The organism is Gracilibacillus oryzae, assembly GCF_009498735.1.
GTDB classification, from domain to species: Bacteria; Bacillota; Bacilli; order Bacillales; family Amphibacillaceae; genus Gracilibacillus; species Gracilibacillus oryzae.
Map to the genome: position 1 here is coordinate 441396 of NZ_ML762425.1, position 26452 is coordinate 467847.

The following is a 26452-nucleotide window of genomic DNA, read 5'->3' on the forward strand; positions in this document are numbered from 1 at the left end:
CATAATTTATTCATTGGAAAATTTTTAACAAAAAAGAGTTATTCATACTGTAAAAGTATTGAATAACTCTAAATTTCGAGATTATTAAATCTGGAATATTCATTTGCTTTCTTAACTTTGCGGAGACCGTACAGCCAAAGAGCTATCATAAATGGTACTAAGCAATATACCCAAGTTCTCGTGATGGTTACTAATATAAAATCATACGTTCCATGTAACAATGTTGGAATAAGAAAAGCTAGAAACAGATGGAAACTGGATCGGTTACTCTTGAACCTCGCTCTGCCCATATAATACCCCATAATCACTCCAAATAATGCATGTGAGGATACAGGGAAAATAGCTCGACTAAAAGCATATTCAATTCCATGGGCAAATAAATATAATAAATTTTCAACTGTTGCAAATCCCAAACTTATACTAACACCATAAACAATACCGTCATAAACATTGGAAAATTTCGAATACTTGTATGTAGTAAAAAGAAAGATAAACCATTTGAAGAACTCTTCTAATAAACCGTAAATTAAATAACTTCTGACAAACGATATTTCGGCAAGCCCTTCTTCCATAAAAGCATATTGAATAAACATAATGGGAAATACTAATAAAGCTCCATACAGAAAGGTTTTAAAAATCGACATAACCGGTTCTAACTCATATTCATCTTTGAGATAGAAAAATGACAATAAGGCAAATACAGGTGCCAGGCCTGCTGTAATTAATGTAAACAAATATACACCTACTTTCATAAATGGTAAGATACTAGTGAGGTGAATTAAATGAGTAAATTAGTTGTTATACATACTGGTGGTACTATTTCCATGCAGCAAAATGAGGAAGGAAATATAGGGCTGTCTGAACAGCATCCGTTAGCAAATATAACCGATAACGTAGATATCCCTATTCATGAAATAGAATTTTTCTTTTTACCTTCTCCCCATATAACACCAAAGCATATGTTAGAACTTTCGCAGTTTATTAACAAATTGCTTAATGACGAGAAAAACTTATCAGGGATTGTGATAACACACGGAACCGATACACTGGAAGAAACAGCATTCTTCCTTGATCTAACTATTAAAACTCACATTCCTATCGTTATAACAGGAGCAATGCGTCCATCAAATGAAATCGGAACAGATGCTATTCATAATTTTCAGTCAGCCATTCGGGTAGCTAATTGTAATGAATCGATAAATAATGGTGTGTTAGTTGTTATGAATGATGAAATTCATTCAGCAAGATATGTTACAAAAACTTCCACAAGTAATGTGGCTACTTTTAAGAGTCCGCCTTTTGGACCAATTGGTTTAATTCATAATGATCGCATCATATATTATCAACAATATTTATATTCTGAAAAACCTATTAATGTCCAACAAATCACCAAATCAATTCATTTATTTAAGGCCTATACAGGTATGTCCCCTGTGTTATTTGAACAACTGAACCCTGAAAATACTCATGGCTTAGTGATAGAAGCATTCGGACAAGGGAATCTTCCACCTGCAATCATTCCAGCACTGGAACAGCTTCAAAAGCTTGGAATAATCATCGTCATCGTATCAAGGTGTTACAACGGCATTGTCCAGCCAACATATGATTATGAAGGTGGCGGAAAAGCACTGCAAAAGTCAGGCATGATTTTCACTAACCAGATTAATGGACCAAAAGCAAGGTTAAAACTTCTGCTATTACTCCAGCAAGAAGCAACGGCAGAAGAAATTCAACATGCTTTCCAAGCGTAACGACTTACAATAATTTTTCTTTTATGGAGGATGCAATCAGTCCTCCATGAAACCTTCCATTCTCAATGAATATTTCATTATTATCATAACCTGCAGCAATAACTCCAGCGATATAGACATTTTCTATATTTGTTTCCATTGTTTTCTCATTATAGTTAGGTCTGCCTGTCTCCATGTCTACCGTAATGCCAGTCTTTTTAAGAAACTCCTGATCAGGGCGATACCCGGTCATTGCAAATACAAAGTCGTTAGGAACAGACTTCTTTATTCCATCCACCTCATAAAGAACCGATTCATTTGTAATTTCCAAAACACTTGCTTTAAATTCCAATTGAACTTTTTTATGTTTAATAAGAGAGACAAATTCGGGTAGTATCCATGGTTTTACACTTGGTGAATAATCATTCCCTCTGTAGAGAACCGTAACATTCGCCCCTGCTTTATGCAACTCAATCGTGGCATCAACTGCTGAGTTTTTTCCACCTATTACGACAACATTTTTCTTAAAATAAGGATGCGCCTCTTTAAAGTAATGAAACACTTTGTCAAGCTCTTCTCCTTTAATATTAAGCGGATTTGGCTGATCGTAATATCCTGTCGCAATTACAACAAATTTAGTTGAATATACTTTTGACTCGCCATCCTTGTTAAATGATTTAACAATATAAAGGTTATCCTGCTTGTCTATAGAAGAAACTTTCTCAAAGTTATTTATTCGCAAATCTTTTCGCTTTGCTACTGTTCGATAATATGCTAATGCCTGGTTTCTGACAGGTTTTTGCTTTTCTGTGACAAAAGCGACATCGCCAATCTCCAATTTTTCACTTGAACTAAAAAAAGTTTGATGCGTCGGGTAACGATAGATAGAGTCAACAATGTTACCTTTCTCAATAATCAAAGGCTGAATACCATTATTTTGCAGTTCAATTGCAGCAGACATCCCACAAGGACCTGCGCCTATAATAATTACTTGTTCTTGTTGCATAGCAAACACTCTCCTTACAATTTAGATCAAAGCCATCCTCTGTACCTGATCGCTTCTGCTTGATTCTTCATGCCGAGCATATAACTAGCTGAATACATATTTACTTTTTTCTTTAAGGATGTGTATTTAGCTTCCTCTATCGCATGAAGAATGATTTGTTTCAGATAATCATCAATTTCTTTGTCTGTGAATTTCTTTCCTTGTTTATATTCCATCCACTCAAGGTAGGCGTAAACAATACCACCATTCGTTGCTAAGACTTCAGGAATCATTACAATACCTTTCTCATCTAAATAATGAATTGCTTCCTTGTCTAAAGTATTGTTTACTGTTTCTAAAATAAATGATGTATTTAGCTTTTTAGCAATATGTAAATCCACTTGCTCTTGTTTTGATGTAATAATAAACATATCGTTTTCTTTTTCTAAAAATTCTTCTAATGAAATAGTATCTTTTATCATACGACTGAAAATACCAAAATTGTCTTTCTGTTTTAATAGCATTGGTATGTTTAAGCCATCAGGATTATATAAGGCCTTTTGCGGATCCGATATTCCGACAATTTTTATCCCAGCCTGATATAACTTCTCTGCTAAATAGCTGCCAATTATACCAGTACCATGTATCATGACTCTGGTGTCTTTTACAGGTAAATGATAAACATCAATTAGAGCATTCACAGTATGATAGACACCTTTTTCCACAGCTGTCTGCTTATTATTGATTCCTCCTAATATATAAGGTTTACCTGTTATGAAATTGGGATTCACCCCTGTATGCAGCCTGCTGTATTCATCCATCATCCATGCCATTATCTGAGGATCCACCGACGCATCAGAAGTAGGGATATCGATGCTTGGTCCGATTATATGTTGAATAGCCCGAATATAGGCGCGGCAGAGCCTTTCCAGTTCTCTAAATGATAATTCCCTCAAATCACAAATAATTCCGCCACTGCTTCCTCCCAGTGGAAGCTGTAAATTACTTGCTTTCACACTTCTTAGTATAGACAGTGCTGCAATCTCGTCTTCTGTAATATCTGGCCTGAAATGAACATTTCCTTGTGTCACACCAAAAACATCATGGTGCTGTGCACGAAACCCTGTAAAAATCTTAACAGAATCATCATCCATTCTTACAGGAAAACGCACTTTCATTAACCTTGAAGGTTCTTTAATTAATTCATATATATCGTCTGGATAGCCTAACTGTGTTAGTGCATCCTTTATCATATGCTGCAGATGCTCATATCCGCTTCTCAATACTATTCACTCCTAATGCACAAAAAAATACCACTTTACTAATTATACTATTTTATCTGAAAGTTGTGAATTAACTTATCATTTTCGTTGGAAATAATATGAGACTTGGATCAGTGGAGAACAAAGATAGCTGTAAAAACAAGCTGGCACATTATGAAAAATGACATAAGACAATCTATCGCTGACATACAATATAGCGGTACTTGAAATGAGAGGGGTAGATTGAATTGATGTCTTCCGTAAAGTGTTATTCACCATATATCAGTCCATTTGATCCGTGTCCGCCAAAACTGAAAAAATGTTACTCAACACCACCTAATTTATATATTCCGTTTCAACCAATGCACTCTGAACAATTCAGCACAGCAAGAGAAGCATTATACCATGGTACACTCTGGACTTGTCTTTACGATCCTTATAATCCCAAAAGGACAGGTGATGAAAATTGACAATGCCCGAAAGTTATTATCAATTAATGGAGAAGATTCAAGCAGTTGACTTTGTCCTCGTTGATTTGACTCTCTACTTAGACACACACCCAGATGATTTAGAAGCAATTAAACAATTTAATCAAAAAGCATATGAAAGCAAACAATTAAAAGCAGAGTTCGAAAATCAATTTGGTCCTTTACTTCAGTATGGACTGAGTTATTCCAATTATCCATGGAACTGGAAGGATGCGCCATGGCCTTGGCAAGTATAAAGGAGGTTTAAAAATGTGGGTCTATGAAAAGAAATTGCAATATCCCGTAAAAGTAAGTACATGTAATCCGCGTTTAGCCAAATATCTGATCGAACAATATGGCGGTGCAGATGGTGAATTATCAGCAGCATTGCGTTATTTAAACCAAAGGTACACGATTCCTGATAAAGTTGTCGGTTTATTAAATGATATTGGCACGGAAGAATTTGCTCACTTAGAAATGATAGCGACACTGATTTATAAGTTAACAAAAGATGCTACTCCGGCCCAATTAGAAGAAGCTGGTTTAGGTGCCTACTATGTCAATCATGATCAAGCATTATATTATCAAAATGCTGCGGGATCCCCTTGGACAGCTACCTACATTCAGGCTAAAGGAGATCCAATCGCGGATCTGTATGAAGATATTGCTGCAGAGGAAAAAGCCAGAGCTACTTACCAGTGGATAATTGATTTGTCAGACGACCCGTTTTTAAACGATTCTTTAAAATTTCTTAGGGAAAGAGAAATTGTGCATTCCCAGCGATTCCATGAAGCTGTAGAAATATTGAAAGAAGAACGTGACCGAAAGAAAATATTTTAGAAATTGAATTTAGGTAACAAAAATCCGAACAATTGGTTCGGATTTTAATTTTGTCCTGCAATTTTCGGCATATATCGCATCTGAATTCATATATAATATTCAGTTTTTCAGATGCAGCTTTTGTCAGTTTTAGTTATGTCACCATCACTTTTTATGAATATCCGGAATAAATAATCTGCTTCCGACAACTATCTTGTTATCTTCCGTATCATTTGCCTTCATAATCACTTCTGCCATTTTTTCATCATGATAATATTGCCTGGCGATTGAATCCCATGTATCTTGCGGTCTAACCGTGTGATAAATCCCTTCTTGTAAATTTACAGTGATATCGTTATTTAGATAGACTTTCTCCATCGGTAAGTTTTGTTGTTCATTTGACAAACTTGACACAAAAATCGATTCACCCCAAAAGGGAAAGAACAGTAACAATATAACAATAAATAAAAAGACGAAAAGCAGTACACTTATAAGATGTACCTTTTTTCTTTTTTCTCTTTTTTGCTTTTTACGATGGATCGAGCTTCTTGGCGGTAATCTGTATTCATTTTCCTTATCTTCTAAATCACTTTTTGTTACAAGTTCGCGAAGTGAAGAGGCTTGGTCGTCTATATTTGTTTTCATTTTCTCTGCCTCCATAAATAAATCTTTCTATGCTTCCTTTATCATTAACTTACTTGCAAGTTTAACATGCCATGCATCTGTTTGAATTTTATTGCTGTCAATCATTTTGGGTTGCCAATTCTGCCACATAAAATCACAATAATCACAGCACATATTCTCCGGCTGCTGGAAACCTGCTTGAAAATGTTTATAAAGAGCCGCTCTTCTGCACTCGTCTTCATTGATCCAATCAATCATCTGATACATTTTTTTCTGCTTATAAACAAGTCTTTGCAGGGCACTTTCGTTAATAGAACTCGTCAAATTATCTGTATCCACTGTCCCAACATTTATTGTTTCATCATTCACTTTCAGCACATCTCGCACTTCTAGTTGATATTGAAGAAAACGCCACTGAATCTCATTATTATCAGAGATCATCAGAAAGTATTCCTCTAACTCACTTAATTTTGTTACATTGTTTTCTAATACATAGTTTAATGCTCTTTTAATCAGTAATATATCAGGAAGCTCAGAGTCAATCAAACGTCTGGAAATATGCTGATCTGTATCGTGGAAATATAATAAACTGACACTTTCTTTTCCATCTCTGCCTGCTCTTCCTACTTCTTGTATGAAGGATTCTAATTGGGCAGGAGCATGATAGTGGATAACCAGACGAACATCGATTTTATTGATACCCATACCAAAAGCACTTGTACAGCAAATGACATCTAATTGATTCGCCATGAACTGCTGCTGGATTAATAAACGATCTGTCGAATCCAATCCACCATGATAAAAGGCTGTTCTTAATTGGGGCAGCTCTTGTTGTAAATATGCCGATATATTCTCCGCTTCTTTCCTGCTGGAAAAATATATCATTGTCGGTACTCTAAACTCTCGTAATGTATCCACAATATCACTTTTTTTATCGGCGATTTCAGGGACTTTTTTAACTACAAACGATAAATTCGGCTTGTCCATCGGATAAATATATTTGTTACATACTTTCAACTGTAATGACTGGATTATATCATGTTGAACTTCTGGCGTTGCTGTTGCTGTTAAAGCTAACACAGGAGGAGATTCCAGTTCTTTATGCACATTGGTTAACCTTAAATAATCTGGTCTGAATTCATATCCCCATTGTGAAATACAGTGTGCTTCATCCACGACAAAAAGTGACAGATGAATATTTTTTAACTTGTTGATGAAAAATGTATTTTGAAGCATTTCCGGTGAAGTAAAAATCAGCTTATACTTCTGCAAATTTCTCATAGAAAAGGATTTTTCATGCTTAGGAGTCATACTGTTAATAGCGATAACATCTTTTAATCCGAATGATTTGATTTCTTTAATTTGGTCTGTCATGAGTGAAAGTAATGGTGAAATAACCAGGATAGATCCTTCCATTATCATTGCTGGAAGCTGATAACATATCGACTTTCCGGAACCTGTTGGTAAAACAGCGAGAGTGTTATTACCAGCCAGCACTGACTCAATAATTTCTTTCTGACCTGTTCGGAATGAACGATAACCAAAAAACTTGTATAAATAATCTTCTATTGAGAAATCGTACATCACGTCAGCTCCCTTTCTTAATCGTTTTTATGCCATAGGGCAATTACTAATTTAATTTGAAAGTATGTGATAAAATCAGGTAAAAGTTCCTTTAATGTCTTTAACTGCTTTGTGTTCGTCTGTACCAGCGCCTTTTTTATCATAGAATATTCCTCATCACTCATATGATCAGACCATTTTACTTCACCTACATAAGCTATTTCAACAATATGATCTTGAACTGTACTCTCTTTCAGATCTCTTGTGCCTGCAATTTCTTTGATGGAATAACCTTTACCATAGTAGTTGTATGTAACCATTGCTGAATCTGTTAAGGAGAGATCCTGTCTCTGATTTGACATATAGGGAAGTACTTTATATTTTGCAGGGGCAAGTTTCATTTGCTCAAGTATGTAATGAATGATATTGAACAAATGAAAGTGAACATCTTCTTTTGAAATATTGTATTTCAAAGCTATCTGCTGTTGACTCAAACCAATCTCATTAGCTGAAGTTAAATAATCAACAAAAATATCGATACTAAAATCAGGAAAGCTGGCCGTTGAAAATATCTGACGCAGATCATCATATATATCCCGTAATAAAACTGACATGTCTAATGGCTTATTTTGCAAGAAGTTTTTGACATTAGTTTGGATGGACCCATTATCAATAACTGGTATAAACCTGGACTTTTTTATATGTAAGTTTGTAACAGTCTGGATTAACAGAATGAATGTTGCCAAAAACTGCGGAGCATGCTTCTCATAAGTCATTCCTTTAAAATAAGTATTCTGAAATTCTGAATCCAATTGTGCCAGATTCTGCTGTCCTTCATGATTAACGGTGGCAAAAGCTTTGCCGCTAATGGAAATATAGTTTAACTCAGCTAATTCATCGATTACACGATTAAAATTACTTCTGGCTATGGAACGGTAAACACCAAAAAATTCTGTTAAATTATACAGATAGCTATCTTGTATGGTTTGGGTAGATTTTTTCCCTTTTAATAAGTAATATATATTGGCTACCGATCGTTCGCCATTCAAATTATTTAAACAATATAATATAATATACTGGAACATAAGAAAACTCCCATCTATCTTCATTTTATCAAGGTTAATATAAAAGATAAAGTTAGACTTTAATCAATGGCGATATTTACCTCCATACTTTAACGAAACTCTTCAGTATATTTAGCGTCTGATATCCCCCACTTACTCAAAACTTAAAGTGGGTATATTAAAGACGTTTATTGCTGCGAAATAAACTTATTTTTTTTCATATATTGTTATGTTATGATGAATAAATCATTACAACGATAAAGGAGAATGAACAATGCCTTATTATACATGGGTAGATAAGGAGACATGTATAGCTTGTGGAGTCTGTGGGGCAACTGCCAGCCGGATCTTCGACTATGATGATGAGGGGTTGGCCTTTAGTAAGCTTGACAGTAACAGTGCTACAATTCCTGTTCCAGCAGATGATGAATCAGATTTTATTGATGCGTTTGAATCCTGTCCGACAGAATCCATTAAAAAGAGTTCCACACCTGAATTGTGAAAGCAACTAGTCAATCTGGAACTAGTTGCTTTCTAAATGGAGGTAAATATTATTGCTCTCCATACACCGGATTAATAATATCAGGAATATCGACTGGTTCTGTCAGTTGATAATTCCCTGCTTGATTAATACCGATATCAAACCTTACCTGTTCATAACCATAGCTTTTAGCTGTTAATAAGATTGCTTCTATCATTGTTACTGTACCTTGATTATTGCCGAATAGTGATGAAGTAATTGCAACATTTACCAAATCCCCATTGTCTGAAATTTCTATCTCTGCCTCAGGCGGAATTACAGCAGTAACATGGAAAGCTTCCTCATCCTTCTTCATTTCTTCTAAAGCATCACTAAATGACTGCACTTGATAATTAGCAGGAATTGGAATTAGCCAAAATGGCGAGTCGTCCTGAAATTGATATATTTTATATAAAGTGTTTGTTCGGTATTGAGGGGAAAAGTTATTTTGCTGTTCGATAAATGGGTGATTCCCATTTAATACAACTTGCTCAATCCCTAACGGAACAAGCATATCTGATAACATATATCTAAACATTTGGTAGTTTCCACTACTTGAATAAACGGGATAAGCATTATCGATTTGGATTTCCGCCCGTTTTTCATCCTGGTTTATATTGATCTCTAACTTATCGAATTCAAGATTAAAGAGGCCATTGGCTTCTAGTGAAACATATTCTTCAACTCTAACATTGAAATTAGTAACGTCGTTTGCTGGTACATCAGTATTTATAAATGAAATAGGCAAAACATATTGTACATCCTCTGTTGCCCAGGAAGTATAAATAATATTTTGATTATCCGGATTATCTGTCCTGTAAACAAATGAATCTTCATCTGCATACTGAAACAATGACTGATCTTTCACCGGCGGAAGAAGCTCTTGACTACTTTCTTCAGTATTTTCTTTCAAAGTGTTCTGCTCTATACTTGCATCCTCCATAATTTGGGCTTTTTGCATCTCACTAACTTTACTGGAATCTGTTGTTGATTCCTGGCGTGTATCGATATCAGAACCGGTGTAGAAGGAGAAACCGCCCATCCCATTCCAAGTTATTAGCAAGATAATCAGACAGCCAATAATAGTGAAAACAGGAAGAAACAATCTTTTTTTATTTTTTGATTTTGGTTCTGAATTATTTATCTCTGCTTGAATTTTTCGATAAAGAGCATCTTTCTCCTGAGTATTTTCTATCTTTGGCAATTGTTTTAATAACTTTTCTATATTTTTATTGGGATCAGGATGATTTGTTGTCATATTAAACATCCTCCTTATCTTCAACATTTCCCATTAAATCCTGCAGTAATTTGATGGCACGATGTTGTGTTGTTTTAACTTTACTTGTACTCCACCCTAAGATTTCTGAAGTTTCCTGGATCGAAAATTCTTGTAAATATCTTAGAATGATCACATGTTTTTGATCTGGGGTACATTTATCCAGGGCATAATATAAGTGCTTCATTTCGTCATCTAAAACCGCCACCTCTTCAGGGATTGGGTTATGGGAAGGTAAAGTCTCTCCTGCTTCAGACCAGTTAAAGAAAGATAAAAAACGGCTTCTTTTTCTTTTTAATTTCCTGAAATAGTCGTAAGAAACATGCCTGGCAATAGAGAATAACCATGTTTTTTCACTGCTGTCTCCATTAAATTTGTCATAAGACTTTAATACACGAATATAAACTTCCTGAATAATATCTTCTGCTTCCTGCTTATTTTTAACCATATAGAAAACAAACTGGTATAAATCTTGATGATATTTGTGATAAAGATCATCAAAAGTGGCCTTCACATTAAGACCCCCTTTACTAGAATAATTGTCGATTTATATGAAAAAAAGTTACAATATACTTGCAACTTTTTAACAAAATTTTATTTATGGAATCGTTCTGTTATCTGGCGAGACCGAAATAACCTTTGAAATACCGGATATAATATAATCATAAATACAATATTTCCTGCTGCATGGAAAGTACTGAAAGGAAGACTAGCTAAAAAGTATGAATAAAAATGGCCACTATATGTGTATGTACCCAAATCTAATATTAACCCATATAGATAGGCAGCAAAAAAACTATATAATGTCAGGGGAATAAGGGGTCTTTTCCAATGGTAGAGCTTAAACAGTCCAGCAACATAGCCGACAATTCCCCATGCAATCATTTGCCAAATCGTCCAAAGTCCCATACCAAGCACAAGATTAGATAAATAGACAGTAACAACAGCTAATAGACAAGCATAATAAGGACCAAGAAAATAACCTGTGATAATTATGATAGCTGAAACAGGCTGTACATTAGGCAGGATTTGAAAAAAAACTCTGCCGACAACTGCTGCAGCTGATAATAATGCTAAAAATGTCAGCTTATGGACATTAAGTCTCATTATTTAAATGCCCCTAAATCAAATACCACTTTATCTCCTGGGCTTAGTTCATAATCACTGGCACCAACTGTAGCCTGCTCGCCATTTACCTCATATAACCAATATATTTCTTTCTCTATATTTTGTTCATAACCTTCTATGGAAGTTATCAAACCATCATTCGCTTCAACTTCAAAGTTGGCTTCTAATAGTTCCATAAGATTATTGGTTTCTTTAATATTTAACTCTTTATTTGCAAGGATCTCTTCTTGATGATTAATTGAAATCGTAATGGAAACTGTTCCTTCTCCGCTTGTGTCCGTTGAATCAGGTGCAACATCCTGTCCAGAACAGCCTGCAAGCATCAATATGGTTATTAATGTTATAATAAATCTTTTCATAAAAAATTCCCTCCCATAATAGGAGGATTTAACATGTAAGCAGTTATTGAACAATCCCTACTTGCAATGCTTAATCCTCGAAGCATTTCGGTCTATGTAATGGCAGGTCTCCTGACTTGTGCTTTAACCTACTCTGGGTCTTCTCATACTAAGTACAATGACAGTTCCATTTCGTGAACACATACAGTTGCGAGGACAGTTCTGGTTTTTCACCAGATTCCCTATTAAGTATCTTATACACCATTACATAATAGATAGTTATTTAATTTCGAACTTATACCCGACACCCCAAACCGTTACAATCATTTTGGATGCTTCTTCTGAAACTTTACTTAACTTCTCTCGTAACCTTTTAACATGGGTGTCCACAGTTCTCAGATCACCGAAGAATTCGTATTTCCAAACCTCTTTCAGCAATTCTTCTCTGTCAAATACTTTATCAGGTTCCTTTGCTAAGAATAACAATAATTCATATTCCTTAGGTGTAAGGTTAACTTCCTTATTATTAGCCAAAACCCGATGGGCATCGTTATCGATAACCAAATGTGGAAATTCTATCATGTCTTTTGAACGATTCGTTTGATTAGCTGGAGATTGGCTGCCTGTTCGGCGGAGTAAAGCCTTTACACGCAAAACAACTTCTCGCGGACTAAATGGTTTTACAATATAATCATCAGTCCCAGCTTCAAAACCATGTATTCTGCTGATCTCTTCGCCTTTTGCTGTTAACATCATAATAGGTGTATTTTTTTTCTCGCGAATTTCTTTACAAACCTCTATGCCATCTTTTCCTGGCATCATGACATCTAATAAAATTATTTCATACTCATTATTTAATGCTTTATGTACTGCTTCATCACCATCTTCTGCCTCGTCTACTTCATATTCTTCTCTTTCTAAATACATTTTTAATAACCGTCTGATTCTTTCTTCATCATCCACCACTAATACTTTTCGTTTATCCATATGTAACTCATACCCCCTGTCCCAATAATAGTATATACGGAAAAAGTACAAGGGACAATTATCTCTTGTACTTTTTGGTTATATTTTTCAAAAAACTTATTTACGCATAAGAATGAAGTCCTGCCAGTACTAAATTAACCACAATTAGATTAAACATGATGATAGCAAAACCTACCACTGCAAACCAGGCTGATCTTTCTCCATGCCAGCCGACAGTTAACCTTAAGTGTAAGAAAATTGCATAGAAGAACCATGTAATAAGTGCCCAAACTTCTTTTGGATCCCAGCCCCAATACCTGTTCCATGCTTCCTGTGCCCAAATTGCTGCAAATATTAAACCACCTAATGTAAATACGGGGAACCCAATCGCGACCGCCCGATAACAAACTTCATCCAATAATTCAGGATTAGCTTTACGAAGAAATGGCTGAATAGCTGCTGCAATTCTTTTGCGCAGGATTAATCTCATGCCAATATAAAGTACGATTCCGGCAAGTAATGACCAGACTAATGTATTAAACTTTCTTGGCGCCTCTGCTCCAAGCATCCATTCTGGAGTAGGCAGGAGCGCATCCATTCGGTTCTCTGTCAAAAGCTGGCCTTCACTTGGCCCGAAAATAGGTGGCAAATGATACTCCAGCTCACTTGGCTGACCTTCCACGTTATATTCAAATGTAGAAGAATAGTCACTAATGGAAAAAGCTGTTGTAACAATTACAAATCCAATTGTCGCAAAAATAGAATACATGATAATCTCAAGACATATCGTTTTAAGAGATGTTCTTGACTGATCTATTTGACGAATGAGATAAATGATACCTGCTACAAAGCTTACTGCCAAGATTGCTTCACCCAAAGCTACTGTTGTTACATGGATATATAACCAGTGACTTTTCAAAGAAGGAACTAATGGTGAGATGTCCCGTGGATACATACTAGCATATCCAATAATAAGCAGTGCAATAGGTAATGCAAAAAGTCCAAGCAATTCAATTCGGTAGATAAAATACAAGATAATAAATGCCAAAACCAGCATCATACCAAAAAATGTAACAAATTCAAACATATTACTTACAGGTGCGTGGCCACTGGCAATCCATCTTGTAATAAAATAACCTAATTGAGCAAAGAAACCTAAAATAGTTGTACTGATAGCCAAAATATGTATTTTTGAAAAAGTCTTTTCATGTCTTTTATCTTTAATCGTTGCAGCAAACAACACTGTTGCAATTAAATAAATAATGAATGCTGTGTAGAGCAATCGACTGCTCCATACAATTAAATCTTCCATAGCTGTGACCCTCCATTTTATAGTATTTAGTTATCTTTGGTCACTTTCTCTTGATCTTGTAACATACTAAATTTGGTGTTCGTAATAATTTTCTCGAATTCATTTGTCATACCATACCAGTTTTTGTTCGTATGACTTGCAATAAAAAGTTTCCCTTGAGCTGGATGTATCCAGATTCGGCGATGCTGCCAATACATACCCTGAATTACACCAATCATAAAGATAAATGCTCCTAGTCCAATCACAGGTAAAGTTAAGTCTTTTGTAACATTCAATCCACTTACATCTCTGACATCAAAATTAGTAAGACCTAATTTATATGTATTTTCCCCAGTTCCATCAATGTTTTGTCCAATTGCCAGAAAACTTGCTTCCGGGTCTGATTCACCAGGTGGATAGACAAAAAATACGAATGCTGGATTACGCGGATAATTAGTTTGCGACCGCGGAGTCCCATCATCATCCAGGATATAATCTGGATAATATTGATCTAACTCTATTCTAAAGCCATTTTCAAATGTGTAAACAGAATCAGGATTTGTTAAGTCAACTGTAAACTCAACAATCGAAGCTTCATTTTCATCAGTTGTTTCATGTAACTTAAAAGACATACTCTGAAACTCATTTAGTTGATAGCTATCTTGATATAAAGCAAAACCTCCAAATTGAATTGGTTTATTTACTATTATTTCGCCGCTCGCCACTTCTTCCAATTCTGGTTCGGATCCGATTACACCTTCCGAGACATCTTCATATATAACTGCTTTTGTTTCAAAGTGTTTCGGAATCGCGGAGTTTTGTTGAGATAATATTTCGCTAAATTTCGCATCTTCTTCATCATTTCCATAGGTCTCAAAGATAAATTCCTGATTTTCCACATAATATTGCTGGCTTGTACCAGGTATTATTGCAGTCTCTCCTTCTCTGACCCATACAAACTCGTCTACATACATAAATGGCACAAATCGGAGTAATGTACCAATTAGAAAAATGATCAGTCCTGCATGATTAACATATGGTCCCCAACGGGAAAATCTTCCTTTTTCCGCTAATATGTGTCCATCTTTTTCAAAGATTTTATATCTTCGTTTCTTTATGTTTGTTACTAACTTATCAAGATCTTCCTGAGAATACTGATCATATTGATTAAATAATTTCTGCCGTTTTAAAAAATGAATATGCCGCTTGGGATTTTGGTTTTTCAAAGCTTTATAGAGTGGTATTCCGCGATCCAAGCTAACGATAAATATAGAAATCCCTATAAGTGCAATTAGAATTAAATACCACCAGGAACTATATAACTCATGAAAACCGAGTTGATAATAAATTTGGCCTGCTAATCCATAACGATCACGATAGTGTTCCTCAGCGACAACGTTGGTTGGAATATACATGCTTTGCGGTAAAATGGTGCCTACAGCCGAGGCTATTAAAGCAATCGCAATTAATGTTACTCCGATTTTAATAGATGAAAAAAAGTTCCATATCTTATCAACTATGGATGTGTTTTTCGTTTTGGAACGGATTGCTCTCCCATCATAACGCATATTCAGTAATTTGGAATCATTCTCTTTATCTAAAGGCATTCCACATTTATTACATATGCTTGTACCTGCAGAATTAAGAAAACCACACGACTCACATTTTATTTCATTCATAGTTACCCCTCGTTATTTGATTCATAATTATTTAACTTGGTTCAATTTTCTGTAAATATCCTTCCAAATTCTCTAAAGTCAATTCTCCCATTACACGTTCGACAATGACACCATTTTCATCTATAAAGAATGTAGTAGGAAGAGGTCTTATTCCGTATGCATCCATTACAAGACTATTATTATCATGTAAGACAGGAAAGCTTAAACCGTATTGTTCTACAAATTTGTCGATAACTAATTCAGTTGCATCTACACTTACTGCAATTATTTCCACACCTTTTTGCTTATATTCCGGATAAAGGGTTTCCATATAAGGCATTTCGCGTTCGCACGGTTCACAATATGTAGCCCAGAAATTGAGCATAACACCTTTCCCTTTCAGATCTCCTAAACGGATGGTTTCTGACTGTCCGCCGTTTAAGTGAGTTAACTGAAAATCTGGTGCTTTGTCACCAACATCTAATGTCTCATCATCAGCCATCAAATTTGAAATCAGAGCAAATAACAACGCACCGAACAAGACGGTTAATATAGAAGTGCGATAGATCAAGCGATTTCTTTTTTTATTTTTCTTGGTCTTATTTGCTTGCTCAATTTTGTCCAATCCACTCACTCCCCTCGACCCATTTTATCATGTATGCGTCATTATATTGTGACATTTATTTAACAATTTTTTTTGCAGATTTAATTAACTGGTCTACTTCATGTGGTGTTAACTTGCGGTGTTCGCCAGGCTGCAGATCTTCTAATGTCAAAATGCCAAAACGTTCCCGTCTTAGTTTCAATACTGGGTGTCCAATACTTTCAAACATTCTTCTTATCTGACGGTTTTTACCCTGATGTAAAATAATTTTCAAGATGGCTGTTTGTTTCTTTTTATCAATTGACATTATTTTCACTTGTTTGGCTTTTAAAATGTCTCCATCAGAATGAATCCCTTTTTTGAATTTTTGAAGATTCTCTTTTGTTGGGATACCTTTTGTTTTTACGATATATTCTTTATCCAATTGGTACTTAGGGTGAAGCAGTAAATTCGCAAAATCACCATCGTTTGTCATAATAATTAGACCTGATGTATCATAATCAAGTCTTCCAACAGGGAAAACTCTTTCCTCGAGTTCTATAAAAAAATCAGTAACTGTTTTCCGTCCTTTATCATCACTAACACTCGATATAACTCCTCTAGGTTTATATAGAAGGTAGTAAACAGACTGTTCTTTTTCGATGGGAACATTATTAACTTCAATATGATCCTGGTCTGTTACTTTAACTCCTAATTCGGTGACTACTTTGCCATTTACTTTAACTTGTCCTGTTTCAATCAGTGTTTCCGCTTTTCTTCTGGATGTTATCCCACTTTTTGCAATCACCTTTTGCAGTCTTTCACTCATATATTCACACTCTTTCTCATCAATAAATTTGTATCAAGCTCTTTTACTTTCTTTGTCAATAATGAAAAGGAGCGCTAACATATTTGTTAACGCTTCTAAGCAAAAACCCACGATACTACAATAACTGATATAATTATACCAATAAAATCAGCAATAAGTCCAACTTTTAATGCATCTCCCATTCTTTTAATTCCGACAGCACCAAAATAAACGGTTAGAATGTACAATGTTGTATCCGTACTGCCTTGCATGGTAGAAGCGAGTCTTCCCAGAAAGGAATCCGGACCGTATGTCTGAATCATCTCGGTTGTTACACCTAGTGCTGCAGTTCCTGAAATTGGACGGATAATTGCTAATGGGGCCATCTCTGCAGGGAATCCCAAAGCAGAAAGAACTGGTTCAATCAATTGGATGAAGGCATCAAGAGCACCTGAACTTCTTAAAATAGCAATGGCAACTAACATCCCTAATAAGAATGGAAGAAGAGAAATTGCCATTTTCAAGCCTTCTTTCCCGCCTTCCACAAATAATTCATATGATGGTATTCTTTTTGCTGTTGCAGTCAGTAAAATGATCAGGATTATGCACGGAATTAACCAGACACTAACAGCTGAAATCCACTGGATCATAAGGAAGATAACTCCCTTCTTTTTCTTAAAAATGCATCAATCAATAGAGCTGAAATCGTCGTAACTAGTGAGGCAATAAGAGTAGTTCCAACAATCTCTGTCGGTGATTGGGAGTCATATTGCATACGGATGGCAATAATCTGGGTTGGTACCAATGTAATACTTGATGTATTAATCACTAAAAAGGTAATCATCGAATTACTGGCATAAGCAGCTGAATTATTTAATTTTTTCATTTCTTCCATTGCCTTTATCCCCATAGGAGTAGCTGCATTTCCCAACCCGAATAAATTGGCACTGAAATTAGCGAGAATATATCCCATAGCAGGATGATCTGGAGGAATATCGGGAAAGATTCTAGTTACAATAGGCTTAAAAAGTTTGCTCAGTCCTCTTAATATACCTGCTTCCTCTGCAATTTTCATCATTCCTAACCAGAAAACAAGCACACTGGTCAAGGCTATCACGAGGGTGATGGCATCGTTTGCTCCTTCGAATACCGCCTCATTAACCTTATCCATCGTTCCATTTAACATAGCATAGACAATCCCGATACTTGCCATTAACGCCCAGATTAAATTAATCATAGTTACCACCGATTATTCTGGAAAACGCGGACCACAATTGCGGCCAGAATCGCTCTGGACCAGATTTATCATTCACCTTTTCATCCATACGATAAATCGTTGTCTCTGCTATTTTCTCCTCATTTAAATAAAAAACTTTTTTTCCTAATTTTTCGGTTGGTGTTTCTGCAGTAGTAAGGGTTATTTTAGCTTCGATTTGGTCTATTTCACCAGCTTTTAAAGGATATGTTAGATTCTCGGTAACTTTTCCCTGGACAATATCGCCACTTTTGTTCTTTTGATAAGAATAAACTCCTTTTGATTGAAGTTCAGCTTGATCGAATGTTTGAAATCCCCATTCAAACATCTGAATATGATCATTCCAATCGTCTGGCCCATTTATGGTAACAGCTATCAGTCTTTGTCCATTTTTTTCCGCAGCTGTAACAAGGGTCCTTCCCGCGGCTTTTGTATATCCGGTTTTGCCGCCTATACAATATTCATATAAAGAAGTTAATAGTTTATTTTTGTTATGCCAAGAATAGTCACGATCATTTGCTTTAAAGGACTTTGTACCTGAAATTTCAACAAATGTCTCATTTTCCATCGCGTATTTCATTAATAGTGCCATATCATAAGCTGTCGAAAAATGTGTATCTGAATCTAAACCGTGGGGATTATCAAAATGCGTATCTGTCATTCCGATCCAATCAGCTTTCTCATTCATTAAATGAACAAAACCTTCTTCACTTCCACCTACTTGTTCACTGATCGCCACAGCTGCATCATTGCCTGATCTTAACATTAACCCGTATACCAGTTCTTCCAAAGTAAATTGGTCTTCCTTAGTTAAGTATATCGAGGATCCTTCCGTGCCAATGGATCGGTCACTTACAGACACATACTCGTTCAATTTTCCTGACTCAATGGCAACGATTGCTGTCATTATTTTAGTAATGCTTGCTATGAGTGATCTTTCGTTTGCATTTTTTTCATATAAGACTCTGCCTGTCGACTGGTCTATTAAAACAGCACTTTCAGCAGACACATGAACACTCGCTTCTACTTTTGGCACAGGAAAGACAAATGCAAAAAGTAATATTGAAATAATTAATAGATAACGCATCTTCATTTCACCCCATCTTCTCCCATCCAATGTTTAACATTTGTAACATTCTATGCGGAAAAGACAAGCTTATTCATCTAAAATGGAACATTACTGCTAATTTTCCAACTCCTGAAAGCGATCAAAGAATAGATCAGCTTCCTGCTCCACGTCCATTTCGTCAATTTCATCAGGTAGCGGAGGCAGGTCTTCCAGTGATTTCAGTCCGAAATATGTAAGAAATTCCAATGTGGTTCCAAACAATATGGGTCGTCCAATACCTTCTTTTCGTCCTACTTCTTCAATAAGTGCACGAGCAATTAATGTCTGGACAGGCCGTTCACTCTTAACACCCCTTATTTGTTCAATCTCTGTACGTGTAATTGGCTGCAAATAGGCAATAATAGCTAACGTTTCTAATGCTGCCTGAGATAATTTAGAAATGGATTTCGTTTCTGTTAACTTAGCGTAATATTCACTATGTTCAGGCTTTGTTGTAAAAAACACCGCGCCCTTTGATTCAATGATCATCATCCCACGGCTGCTGCTTTCATAATCGAATTTCAATTCATTTAAGACATGTTCTAACATGTCTTTATCTAAATCAAGCATTTTCTGCAGTTCTCTCTTGGTAATACCATCATCGCCTGACACGAAAATTAACCCTTCTGTAATTGCCTTTATTTCAGATAAATCCATATTTATTCACCTTCCGTATAACTAACTTGATTCTGCTTATATATAACCAGGTCATCAAAATGATCTTTTTGCATACAATAAATTTCATTTAATTTCATCAGTTCTAAGACTGCGATAAAGGTTGCTACAAGATAAGACTTAGATTGTTCAGGAAACAAATGATAAAATGAGACTCCATCTTCTTTTTCTGAAATTATGTTGATTATTTCTGACATTCTTTCTTTGATTGGGATCTCTCTTCTTTGTACGGTTGTGGCCACAGGCTTATTCCATTTTCTTCTCTCAAGAATTTTGCTCATCGCTTTTATCATATCAAGTACATCCGCTGCCCCTGCTGGTACTGTATTCGACTCTTCTCGGTCAAAATGAATTGGCGGTCTTGTCAGTACATGACTCTGTTCCATTTCACGTTCTTTTAATTGCTCTGCGGCTTCTTTATATTTTCTATATTCAATAAGTCTTCTCATTAGATCTTCTCGTGGATCTTCTTCATATTCTTCATCCATCTCGATTGTTGGGTTTGGCAGTAACACTTTACTTTTCATTTCTAATAAGGTTGCTGCCATCACTAAATATTCACTTGCAATATTTAGTTCTAATTGTTGCATTGTATGGATATATGTCATATATTGTGCGGTGATTTCTGCTACAGGTATGTCATAAATATCTATCTCATACTTATTAATTAAGTGTAATAATAAGTCTAATGGACCTTCGAATTGATCTAATTTGACTTCATATTTCGCCAAGTTCATATACCTCCAAGCATTTGTAAAAATTTAATCCATTAATGAATGTCTTAATTGAAATTGGCAAAATTGCCTGTTTCTATTATATATGCCCATACTTTTTTGTAATAGTTGCATACATTAATTTCGAGAAATCAATTTATATAATTGATTAATATGATTTAAGGAGGAATTATTGATGGGCTACGCTTATGGCGGTGGATTTGCTTTAATCGTTGTTTTGTTTATTCTTCTAATTATTGTCGGTGCAGCTTGGTTGTAAGATAATAGACAAATGTGCTAATCAACGGGCACAAGAAAGAAAAGAACCTTTGCAAGCTGATTTAGCAAAGGTTCTTTCTCTATCTCTTACATAAATTATAAAATAGCTAGATAAGGATTACAAGAAACTGCAATCTTTAACAATCAATACATTTATCCAAGAATTTTTCTGTTTGAACATTTGGCTTTACTTGAAGTGATGGGTAATATTCTTTAACAGCTTGCACCATATTTTTGCCAATTCCCAGATTTCGGTGGGACGGATCTACTGTTATGTGCTGCACGATGACTTCATTGTCCTCAGTAGAAACAATTACACCAACAGCACCAAGGATATCTTCTTCCACTTTCCATAAAAATAATTGCCAATGATCATTTGACTCATATTCTTTAATAGTGTCTTGTAACCTTTTCACTTCTTTTTCATCAGGCATAAATGAAAGCAGTCCCATTGCTATTTTTTCTAACCTTTTCTTATAACGAATTAACATTTTTACCCCTCATTATTCATAGCATTTTTATAAATATGCTATGTACTGATCGATGAAGTCGTTACACTATCTACTAAATTTATCAAGCGGAATTTGGTAATGCAATTCCAAACCAGTAGTAGCATCCCCAAATGATCGCAAGAATTAATATTGTGACAAAGAGTATCAAATTTTTACGCTTTTTGTTCATTTCAGCAAACCTCATTTACCTAACGACAAAAGTATCTACATTGTTAACAATATTATATACTCCACAATATGTCAATCTTTTACTAATTTCCGGGTATCTTATACTTCTTGTACTCGTACTGTCTGCATAGCATCACCTTGTTTAATGCGAAGTACTGTATCCATTCCCTCTATAACTTGTCCGAAAACTGTGTGTACACCATCTAAATGTGGTTGTGGCTCGTGAACGATAAAGAACTGGCTTCCACCTGTATCTTTTCCAGCATGTGCCATAGAAAGTGTACCTGCAATATGTTTATGCGGATTTCCTTCTGTTTCGCATTTAATAGTGTAACCAGGACCACCCATTCCAGTTCCTGTTGGGTCTCCACCTTGGGCAACAAACCCAGGAATTACACGGTGAAAAATTACACCGTCATAGAATCCTTCGTTAGCCAATTTTTCAAAATTTTCTACTGTTTTAGGTGCTGCTTTTTCATACATTTCAATTAATATTTTTTCGCCATTTTCAAATTCGATTGTTGCTTGTTTCATTTTCATTCCTCCTCATAGGATAAATCATTTTGAATAACATCTTCATAAGTTTCTCGTTTGATCACCAGTTTGTCTTCACCATTTTCGACAAATACAACTGCTGCTTTCGGGAAACGATTATAATGGCTTGACATAGAATACCCATACGCGCCAGTACTAAAGACTGCAAGTATATCATTTGCCTTGACTTCAGGCAAGTCAATATCCCAAATCAGCATATCACCAGATTCACAGCATTTTCCTGCAATTGATACCTTTTCGTTCATTTCCTGGTCTGCTTTATTAGCAAGCAAGGCTTCATATTTTGCCTGGTACAGAGCTGGCCTTAAATTATCCGTCATCCCGCCATCTACTGCTACATATTTTCTTACATTGGGTATATTTTTTGTAGAACCGACTGTATATAATGTTGTCGCTGTATCTCCAACAATTGCCCTGCCTGGTTCTATCCAAATCTCCGGAAAAGCAAGATCATACTCTTTTACTTGTTTTGCTACTTCTTTAATTAATGTTTGGACATATTGCTCTAATGGCAGTGGATCATCTTCTGATGTATAGCGAATCCCAAAACCACCGCCTAAATTAACAACTTCTGCTGTAAACTGATACTGTTCTTTCCACTCAGCAAGTGTTTTAAACAATCGATCAACTGCCATCACAAACCCGTCTGTTTCAAAGATCTGGGAACCAATATGGCAATGGATTCCTTTTAAATGAATCGAATCAATCGCCGCAATCTTTTGAACCGCTTCAGCAGCCTGTCCATTAGCTAAGTCAAAGCCGAATTTAGAATCTTCATTTCCTGTTAAAATATAATCATGAGTATGTGCTTCAATTCCAGGCGTTACACGAATTAATACATTCATTTCCGCTTGTTTTTCTTCTAAAACAGTTGCTAACAAGTCAATTTCATAAAAGTTGTCGATCACAATACAGCCAATCTGTTCATTAACAGCCATTTCTAGTTCGTTCAAACTCTTATTATTGCCATGCAAATGAATTTTGTCAACAGGGAAGCCTGCTTTTAAAGCCGTATATAACTCTCCCTCTGAAACTACATCAAGACTCAGCTTTTCTTGTTTAGCCACTTGTACCATTGCCACCGAAGAAAATGCCTTACTGGCATAAGCAACCTGTGCTTTTATATTGTGCGCTGCAAAAGTATCAACAAAGGCTTTCGCGTTATTTCGAATTTTTTCCACATCATATACAAATAGTGGTGTACCATACTTCTTTGCTAAAGTTACACTATCAATTCCACCAATTGTAAGATGACCTTGTTCATTAATATTTGCCAAATTTGTCATCTTTTCATCCAACCTCCAAAGATTATGCCTGTATCGTCTTCATAGGGTCAAATAAAACCCCTTTTCCTTTCCCTTTAAGCTAAATGAGAAAGAAAGAGGGATCTATTATTTATTCCGTAATAAATACCAACTCATACATAAGAGTAATTATAATATAGAACATAATCTTTTATCAAGTTTTGAATGAAGAAGATACACATTAAACTTGTTTACGATTATTTTTGGGATGAACAATACTTGGCCTTGTTTTGGATAATGGTACAGAAACTCTGAACAGAATTTGCGAAAGTGCTTTTCCGTTGAATGGCAAAAACGGCCACAAGTATGGTGTTTGTAATGAGCGAATATTTGCCAGTATTAGCAAAAGACATGTCATGCCAATCATGAAACCAGGTACATGAAAGAAAAATGTAATGATTACAAGTAATATCCTTATCATTTTATTTGCTACACTTAATTCATAGCTTGGTGTGGCAAAGGATCCGATTGCACTAATGGCTACATAAAGAATTACTTCAGCACTGAATAAGCCTACTTTAATGGCAATTTCTCCAATTAAAACCGCAGCAATTAAGCCCATAGCTGTAGATAAAGGTGTCGGAGTATGAATCGCCGCCATTCTGAGGAATTCAATCCCTATATCTGCAAGCAATAATTGCACAACGATTGGAATATTACCAGTTTCATTCGGTCCGATGAATTGTAATTGCTGAGGTAATAATTGCGGCTCAATAACAAGCAATAACCACAGAGGCAGTAAGAATATTGATGCCATAATCCCGATAAACCGCACCCACCGCACAAACGTTCCAACAGCAGGAGATTCTCTGTATTCTTCAGCATGTTGAACATGATGGAAAAATGTTGTCGGCATAATAATCATACTGGGAGAAGTATCTACCATGATAAGCACATGACCTTCCAGCAGATGGGTGGAAGCAACATCAGGTCTTTCTGTATATCTGACTAATGGATATGGATTGAATCCTTGATGGACTAAATATTCTTCCACTGTTTTGTCCGCCATCGAAATTCCGTCAACTTCAATCTGGTTTAGTTCATCTTTTATTATGGCAATTAATCCATCATCCGCGACATCCTGTAAATAAGATATACATACATCTGTTTTGGAACGTTCTCCGATTTGCATTATCTCATTTCTAAGTCGTTCATCCCTGATTCTTCTTCTTGTTAGAGCAGTATTTTCGATTATATTTTCCGTATAACCATCTCGTGACCCTCGGACAACTTTCTCTGTATCCGGTTCTTGTGGTGTTCTTCCAGGATAACTTCTTACATCGACAATGAAACACTCGGTTTCACCATCTGCAAATATAACCAATAACCCTGAAAGCAATTTATTCACTGCATTATCAAAGGTATCAGTCTTCTCAACTTGCTGATGTACAACACGGTTATCCAAAATTTCGTATATAGAAGTATCACTGTTTTCTTCATCATTTACTGAAACTAATTTCTTAATAATTTCGATTACGAATTCACTGTCCACTAAGCCTGTTACATAATATAACTGTATTTTTTTCTTGAGAATTGTTAACTCCCGAAATCCTATATCAAATGAAACATCAAGACCTAATTTTGTTTTTAAAAATGCTTCATTTTCCTCAATCTGGTGATGTATTAATTTTGGTTTTTTATTTTTTCTCATAATAAAACATTGACCCCTTAGAAAGTAATTTTCATCTCATAATGTCGACAAATACAGTCCAGTGAAAAATTGATCCAGCTATTTTCCCAATTACTACTGCCATTAATAACCAGAGTAATTCTTTGTCAATACCAAGTCTTTTCATTAAAATCGGAAAAACATTTAATACTTCTGTTAAGCCCGCAGCTAACATTCCCACAAATATGCCATGCAACAACCCCCAGAAAACTAAGAGGATAACTGGTATACTAAAGGTTACATTTGTAAAAGACAAAAAAGTTCCAAATAGCGCTCCGACAATAACACTTGCTTGATAAGAATGCAGATAATTTTCTGATTTACTTAATTGAACTAACCTTGGAATAATACCTAACACCGTTAAGAATGCAACAAATCCAGAACCTACCATAATCCCTGTTCCAAACCCAATAAATATTTCTACTATAAGCACTCTGATAGTATCACTCATCATCACGTTTGGTTATTACATTCTCATGGTAAATTAAATAATTATCCAGATCTTGCTGATAGTTAAACATTTCGACTTCTAAAGGGCTTGGCTCTTCATTAAACCTTTTCTTAAAAATGTGATTAAAAAAAAGAACCATCCCTAACCCTAAACCAAATGAATATGGAATTTGAATCCATAGCGGTTTTTCGACTTTCTCACCTGTTAGCAGATATGCAATGCTTTTTTGGACTTCTTGCATGCTGACATCATAATGAAAGTTCATAATCGCCATAGCTGAACCGACACAAAGGAGAAGCCAGATTGCTGTAATGATTAGAATGTTTACTTTTTTGACCTGTTTTTTTATTTCAACAATCGTCTGATTAAAACCAACCAAATCAAAAGAATAATTAGGGTATACTTGCATTAGCCTGTCTAATAAGAGAAAACCGTCAATAACAGATACATTTTTATCCTTTTCCGTAATTTGATAAATCTTTAATTGATTTAAATTTGATAAATCTTTAACATTTCCAGTTACAAAAGCAATATCTGATAAACGTAAAAGATGATTGGGATCGACCGTTATTTTTTTCTTAAGGCGTAGGTAAATTTTCTCTTCCATAGTCCCTTGCCTCCTAACCTTCCTTTTTTTTAGTATGTAAATATTGCAGCGTTTTTATACAAAACAGTAAGGCT

32 protein-coding genes and 1 riboswitch are annotated in these 26452 nt (G+C 35.5%); of the genes, 6 read left to right on the plus strand and 26 right to left on the minus strand.

Translation table 11 applies throughout. The features are described 5' to 3' along the window. Positions 1-68: 68 nt before the first annotated feature. Positions 69-734, minus strand: coding sequence for a glutamic-type intramembrane protease PrsW (prsW, locus tag F9U64_RS04925; protein ID WP_153401891.1), 666 nt, complete (start codon positions 732-734; stop codon positions 69-71). Positions 735-782: 48 nt separating this feature from the next. Between prsW and F9U64_RS04930 the strand changes: the two genes are divergently transcribed. After that, positions 783-1751 (plus strand): asparaginase, encoded by a 969-nt coding sequence (locus F9U64_RS04930; protein ID WP_153401892.1) that lies wholly within the window; start codon positions 783-785, stop codon positions 1749-1751. A gap of 4 nt (positions 1752-1755) precedes the next feature. On the opposite strand, the gene F9U64_RS04935 is transcribed toward F9U64_RS04930, so the two are convergent. Further along, positions 1756-2736 carry a YpdA family putative bacillithiol disulfide reductase gene (locus F9U64_RS04935; protein ID WP_153401893.1) on the minus strand — a complete coding sequence of 327 codons (981 nt, stop codon included), beginning with the start codon at positions 2734-2736 and terminating at the stop codon, positions 1756-1758. A gap of 26 nt (positions 2737-2762) precedes the next feature. Then, the gene (locus tag F9U64_RS04940; protein ID WP_153401894.1) at positions 2763-3998 is read right to left on the minus strand and encodes a Glu/Leu/Phe/Val family dehydrogenase; all 1236 of its coding nucleotides are present in this window, start codon (positions 3996-3998) and stop codon (positions 2763-2765) included. A 230-nt stretch (positions 3999-4228) separates the two neighbouring features. Between F9U64_RS04940 and F9U64_RS04945 the strand changes: the two genes are divergently transcribed. From F9U64_RS04945 to F9U64_RS04955, 3 genes are read left to right on the plus strand one after another with little or no spacing between them, the layout of a single operon-like run. After that, positions 4229-4447 (plus strand): spore coat associated protein CotJA, encoded by a 219-nt coding sequence (locus F9U64_RS04945; protein ID WP_228275588.1) that lies wholly within the window; start codon positions 4229-4231, stop codon positions 4445-4447. 2 nt (positions 4448-4449) lie between these two features. Beyond that, on the plus strand, positions 4450-4701 hold the full coding sequence (locus tag F9U64_RS04950; protein WP_153401975.1) for a spore coat protein CotJB: 252 nt from the start codon (positions 4450-4452) through the stop codon (positions 4699-4701). A 13-nt stretch (positions 4702-4714) separates the two neighbouring features. Next, positions 4715-5284 carry a manganese catalase family protein gene (locus F9U64_RS04955; RefSeq protein WP_153401896.1) on the plus strand — a complete coding sequence of 190 codons (570 nt, stop codon included), beginning with the start codon at positions 4715-4717 and terminating at the stop codon, positions 5282-5284. A gap of 144 nt (positions 5285-5428) precedes the next feature. Here the strand turns inward: F9U64_RS04955 and F9U64_RS04960 are convergent, their stop codons facing one another. From F9U64_RS04960 to F9U64_RS04970, 3 genes are read right to left on the minus strand one after another with little or no spacing between them, the layout of a single operon-like run. Further along, complete coding sequence (locus tag F9U64_RS04960; RefSeq protein ID WP_194287280.1) at positions 5429-5908, minus strand: LysM peptidoglycan-binding domain-containing protein; 480 nt, start codon at positions 5906-5908, stop codon at positions 5429-5431. A gap of 27 nt (positions 5909-5935) precedes the next feature. Next, on the minus strand, positions 5936-7471 hold the full coding sequence (locus F9U64_RS04965; protein WP_153401898.1) for a RecQ family ATP-dependent DNA helicase: 1536 nt from the start codon (positions 7469-7471) through the stop codon (positions 5936-5938). Between the two features lie 17 nt (positions 7472-7488). After that, positions 7489-8535 carry a YpbB family protein gene (locus F9U64_RS04970; protein WP_194287281.1) on the minus strand — a complete coding sequence of 349 codons (1047 nt, stop codon included), beginning with the start codon at positions 8533-8535 and terminating at the stop codon, positions 7489-7491. A 253-nt stretch (positions 8536-8788) separates the two neighbouring features. On the opposite strand from F9U64_RS04970, the gene F9U64_RS04975 reads away from it, so the two are divergent. After that, positions 8789-9016 carry a ferredoxin gene (locus F9U64_RS04975; protein ID WP_153401900.1) on the plus strand — a complete coding sequence of 76 codons (228 nt, stop codon included), beginning with the start codon at positions 8789-8791 and terminating at the stop codon, positions 9014-9016. A gap of 49 nt (positions 9017-9065) precedes the next feature. Here the strand turns inward: F9U64_RS04975 and F9U64_RS04980 are convergent, their stop codons facing one another. The 14 genes from F9U64_RS04980 to F9U64_RS05045 all read right to left on the minus strand — a co-directional run bounded on the left by F9U64_RS04980 (position 9066) and on the right by F9U64_RS05045 (position 20857). Next, positions 9066-10292, minus strand: coding sequence for a hypothetical protein (locus F9U64_RS04980; protein ID WP_153401901.1), 1227 nt, complete (start codon positions 10290-10292; stop codon positions 9066-9068). 1 nt (position 10293) lies between these two features. After that, positions 10294-10824, minus strand: a complete 531-nt coding sequence (locus F9U64_RS04985) for an RNA polymerase sigma factor SigX (protein ID WP_153401902.1) — start codon at positions 10822-10824, stop codon at positions 10294-10296. 80 nt (positions 10825-10904) lie between these two features. Beyond that, positions 10905-11417, minus strand: coding sequence for an ECF transporter S component (locus tag F9U64_RS04990; RefSeq protein WP_153401903.1), 513 nt, complete (start codon positions 11415-11417; stop codon positions 10905-10907). Then, on the minus strand, positions 11417-11797 hold the full coding sequence (locus F9U64_RS04995) for a DUF4430 domain-containing protein (RefSeq protein ID WP_153401904.1): 381 nt from the start codon (positions 11795-11797) through the stop codon (positions 11417-11419). Before F9U64_RS04995 ends, F9U64_RS04990 begins: the two co-directional genes overlap by 1 nt. An 84-nt stretch (positions 11798-11881) precedes the next feature. Continuing rightward, positions 11882-12057, minus strand: a riboswitch (cobalamin riboswitch). Further along, complete coding sequence (locus F9U64_RS05000; RefSeq protein ID WP_153401905.1) at positions 12056-12763, minus strand: response regulator transcription factor; 708 nt, start codon at positions 12761-12763, stop codon at positions 12056-12058. It overlaps the preceding riboswitch by 2 nt. Positions 12764-12863: 100 nt before the next feature. Then, positions 12864-14054, minus strand: a complete 1191-nt coding sequence (gene ccsB, locus F9U64_RS05005; protein ID WP_153401906.1) for a c-type cytochrome biogenesis protein CcsB — start codon at positions 14052-14054, stop codon at positions 12864-12866. 26 nt (positions 14055-14080) lie between these two features. Beyond that, positions 14081-15712, minus strand: coding sequence for a cytochrome c biogenesis ResB family protein (locus F9U64_RS05010; protein ID WP_153401907.1), 1632 nt, complete (start codon positions 15710-15712; stop codon positions 14081-14083). 31 nt (positions 15713-15743) lie between these two features. Then, positions 15744-16316, minus strand: coding sequence for a thiol-disulfide oxidoreductase ResA (resA, locus tag F9U64_RS05015; RefSeq protein WP_153401908.1), 573 nt, complete (start codon positions 16314-16316; stop codon positions 15744-15746). A 55-nt stretch (positions 16317-16371) separates the two neighbouring features. Then, positions 16372-17103 carry a pseudouridine synthase gene (locus tag F9U64_RS05020; protein ID WP_153401909.1) on the minus strand — a complete coding sequence of 244 codons (732 nt, stop codon included), beginning with the start codon at positions 17101-17103 and terminating at the stop codon, positions 16372-16374. Positions 17104-17198: 95 nt separating this feature from the next. Next, positions 17199-17732 carry a spore maturation protein gene (locus F9U64_RS05025; protein WP_323125821.1) on the minus strand — a complete coding sequence of 178 codons (534 nt, stop codon included), beginning with the start codon at positions 17730-17732 and terminating at the stop codon, positions 17199-17201. Further along, the gene (locus F9U64_RS05030; RefSeq protein WP_153401910.1) at positions 17729-18319 is read right to left on the minus strand and encodes a nucleoside recognition domain-containing protein; all 591 of its coding nucleotides are present in this window, start codon (positions 18317-18319) and stop codon (positions 17729-17731) included. Before F9U64_RS05030 ends, F9U64_RS05025 begins: the two co-directional genes overlap by 4 nt. Beyond that, positions 18312-19424, minus strand: a complete 1113-nt coding sequence (locus F9U64_RS05035; RefSeq protein ID WP_153401911.1) for a D-alanyl-D-alanine carboxypeptidase family protein — start codon at positions 19422-19424, stop codon at positions 18312-18314. Before F9U64_RS05035 ends, F9U64_RS05030 begins: the two co-directional genes overlap by 8 nt. Before the next feature lie 96 nt (positions 19425-19520). After that, positions 19521-20102, minus strand: a complete 582-nt coding sequence (gene scpB, locus F9U64_RS05040) for an SMC-Scp complex subunit ScpB (protein ID WP_153401912.1) — start codon at positions 20100-20102, stop codon at positions 19521-19523. 2 nt (positions 20103-20104) lie between these two features. After that, entirely contained in the window at positions 20105-20857 is a 753-nt protein-coding gene (locus tag F9U64_RS05045; protein ID WP_153401913.1) for a segregation/condensation protein A, read from the minus strand. Between the two features lie 172 nt (positions 20858-21029). Between F9U64_RS05045 and F9U64_RS05050 the strand changes: the two genes are divergently transcribed. Then, positions 21030-21113 carry a YjcZ family sporulation protein gene (locus F9U64_RS05050; protein WP_022543564.1) on the plus strand — a complete coding sequence of 28 codons (84 nt, stop codon included), beginning with the start codon at positions 21030-21032 and terminating at the stop codon, positions 21111-21113. A gap of 136 nt (positions 21114-21249) precedes the next feature. Here the strand turns inward: F9U64_RS05050 and F9U64_RS05055 are convergent, their stop codons facing one another. The 6 genes from F9U64_RS05055 to F9U64_RS05080 all read right to left on the minus strand — a co-directional run bounded on the left by F9U64_RS05055 (position 21250) and on the right by F9U64_RS05080 (position 26378). Beyond that, the gene (locus F9U64_RS05055) at positions 21250-21603 is read right to left on the minus strand and encodes a GNAT family N-acetyltransferase (RefSeq protein ID WP_153401914.1); all 354 of its coding nucleotides are present in this window, start codon (positions 21601-21603) and stop codon (positions 21250-21252) included. Between the two features lie 288 nt (positions 21604-21891). Next, positions 21892-22326, minus strand: a complete 435-nt coding sequence (locus F9U64_RS05060) for a peptidylprolyl isomerase (protein ID WP_153401915.1) — start codon at positions 22324-22326, stop codon at positions 21892-21894. Between the two features lie 2 nt (positions 22327-22328). Beyond that, the gene (lysA, locus tag F9U64_RS05065) at positions 22329-23633 is read right to left on the minus strand and encodes a diaminopimelate decarboxylase (protein ID WP_153401916.1); all 1305 of its coding nucleotides are present in this window, start codon (positions 23631-23633) and stop codon (positions 22329-22331) included. 199 nt (positions 23634-23832) lie between these two features. After that, on the minus strand, positions 23833-25302 hold the full coding sequence (locus tag F9U64_RS05070; protein WP_153401917.1) for a spore germination protein: 1470 nt from the start codon (positions 25300-25302) through the stop codon (positions 23833-23835). A gap of 31 nt (positions 25303-25333) precedes the next feature. Beyond that, positions 25334-25771: a stage V sporulation protein AB gene (locus F9U64_RS05075; RefSeq protein ID WP_153401918.1), complete on the minus strand. Its 438-nt coding sequence runs from the start codon at positions 25769-25771 to the stop codon at positions 25334-25336. Beyond that, positions 25764-26378 (minus strand): stage V sporulation protein AA, encoded by a 615-nt coding sequence (locus tag F9U64_RS05080; RefSeq protein ID WP_153401919.1) that lies wholly within the window; start codon positions 26376-26378, stop codon positions 25764-25766. The genes F9U64_RS05075 and F9U64_RS05080 overlap by 8 nt, the downstream gene beginning before the upstream one ends. Positions 26379-26452: the final 74 nt, after the last annotated feature.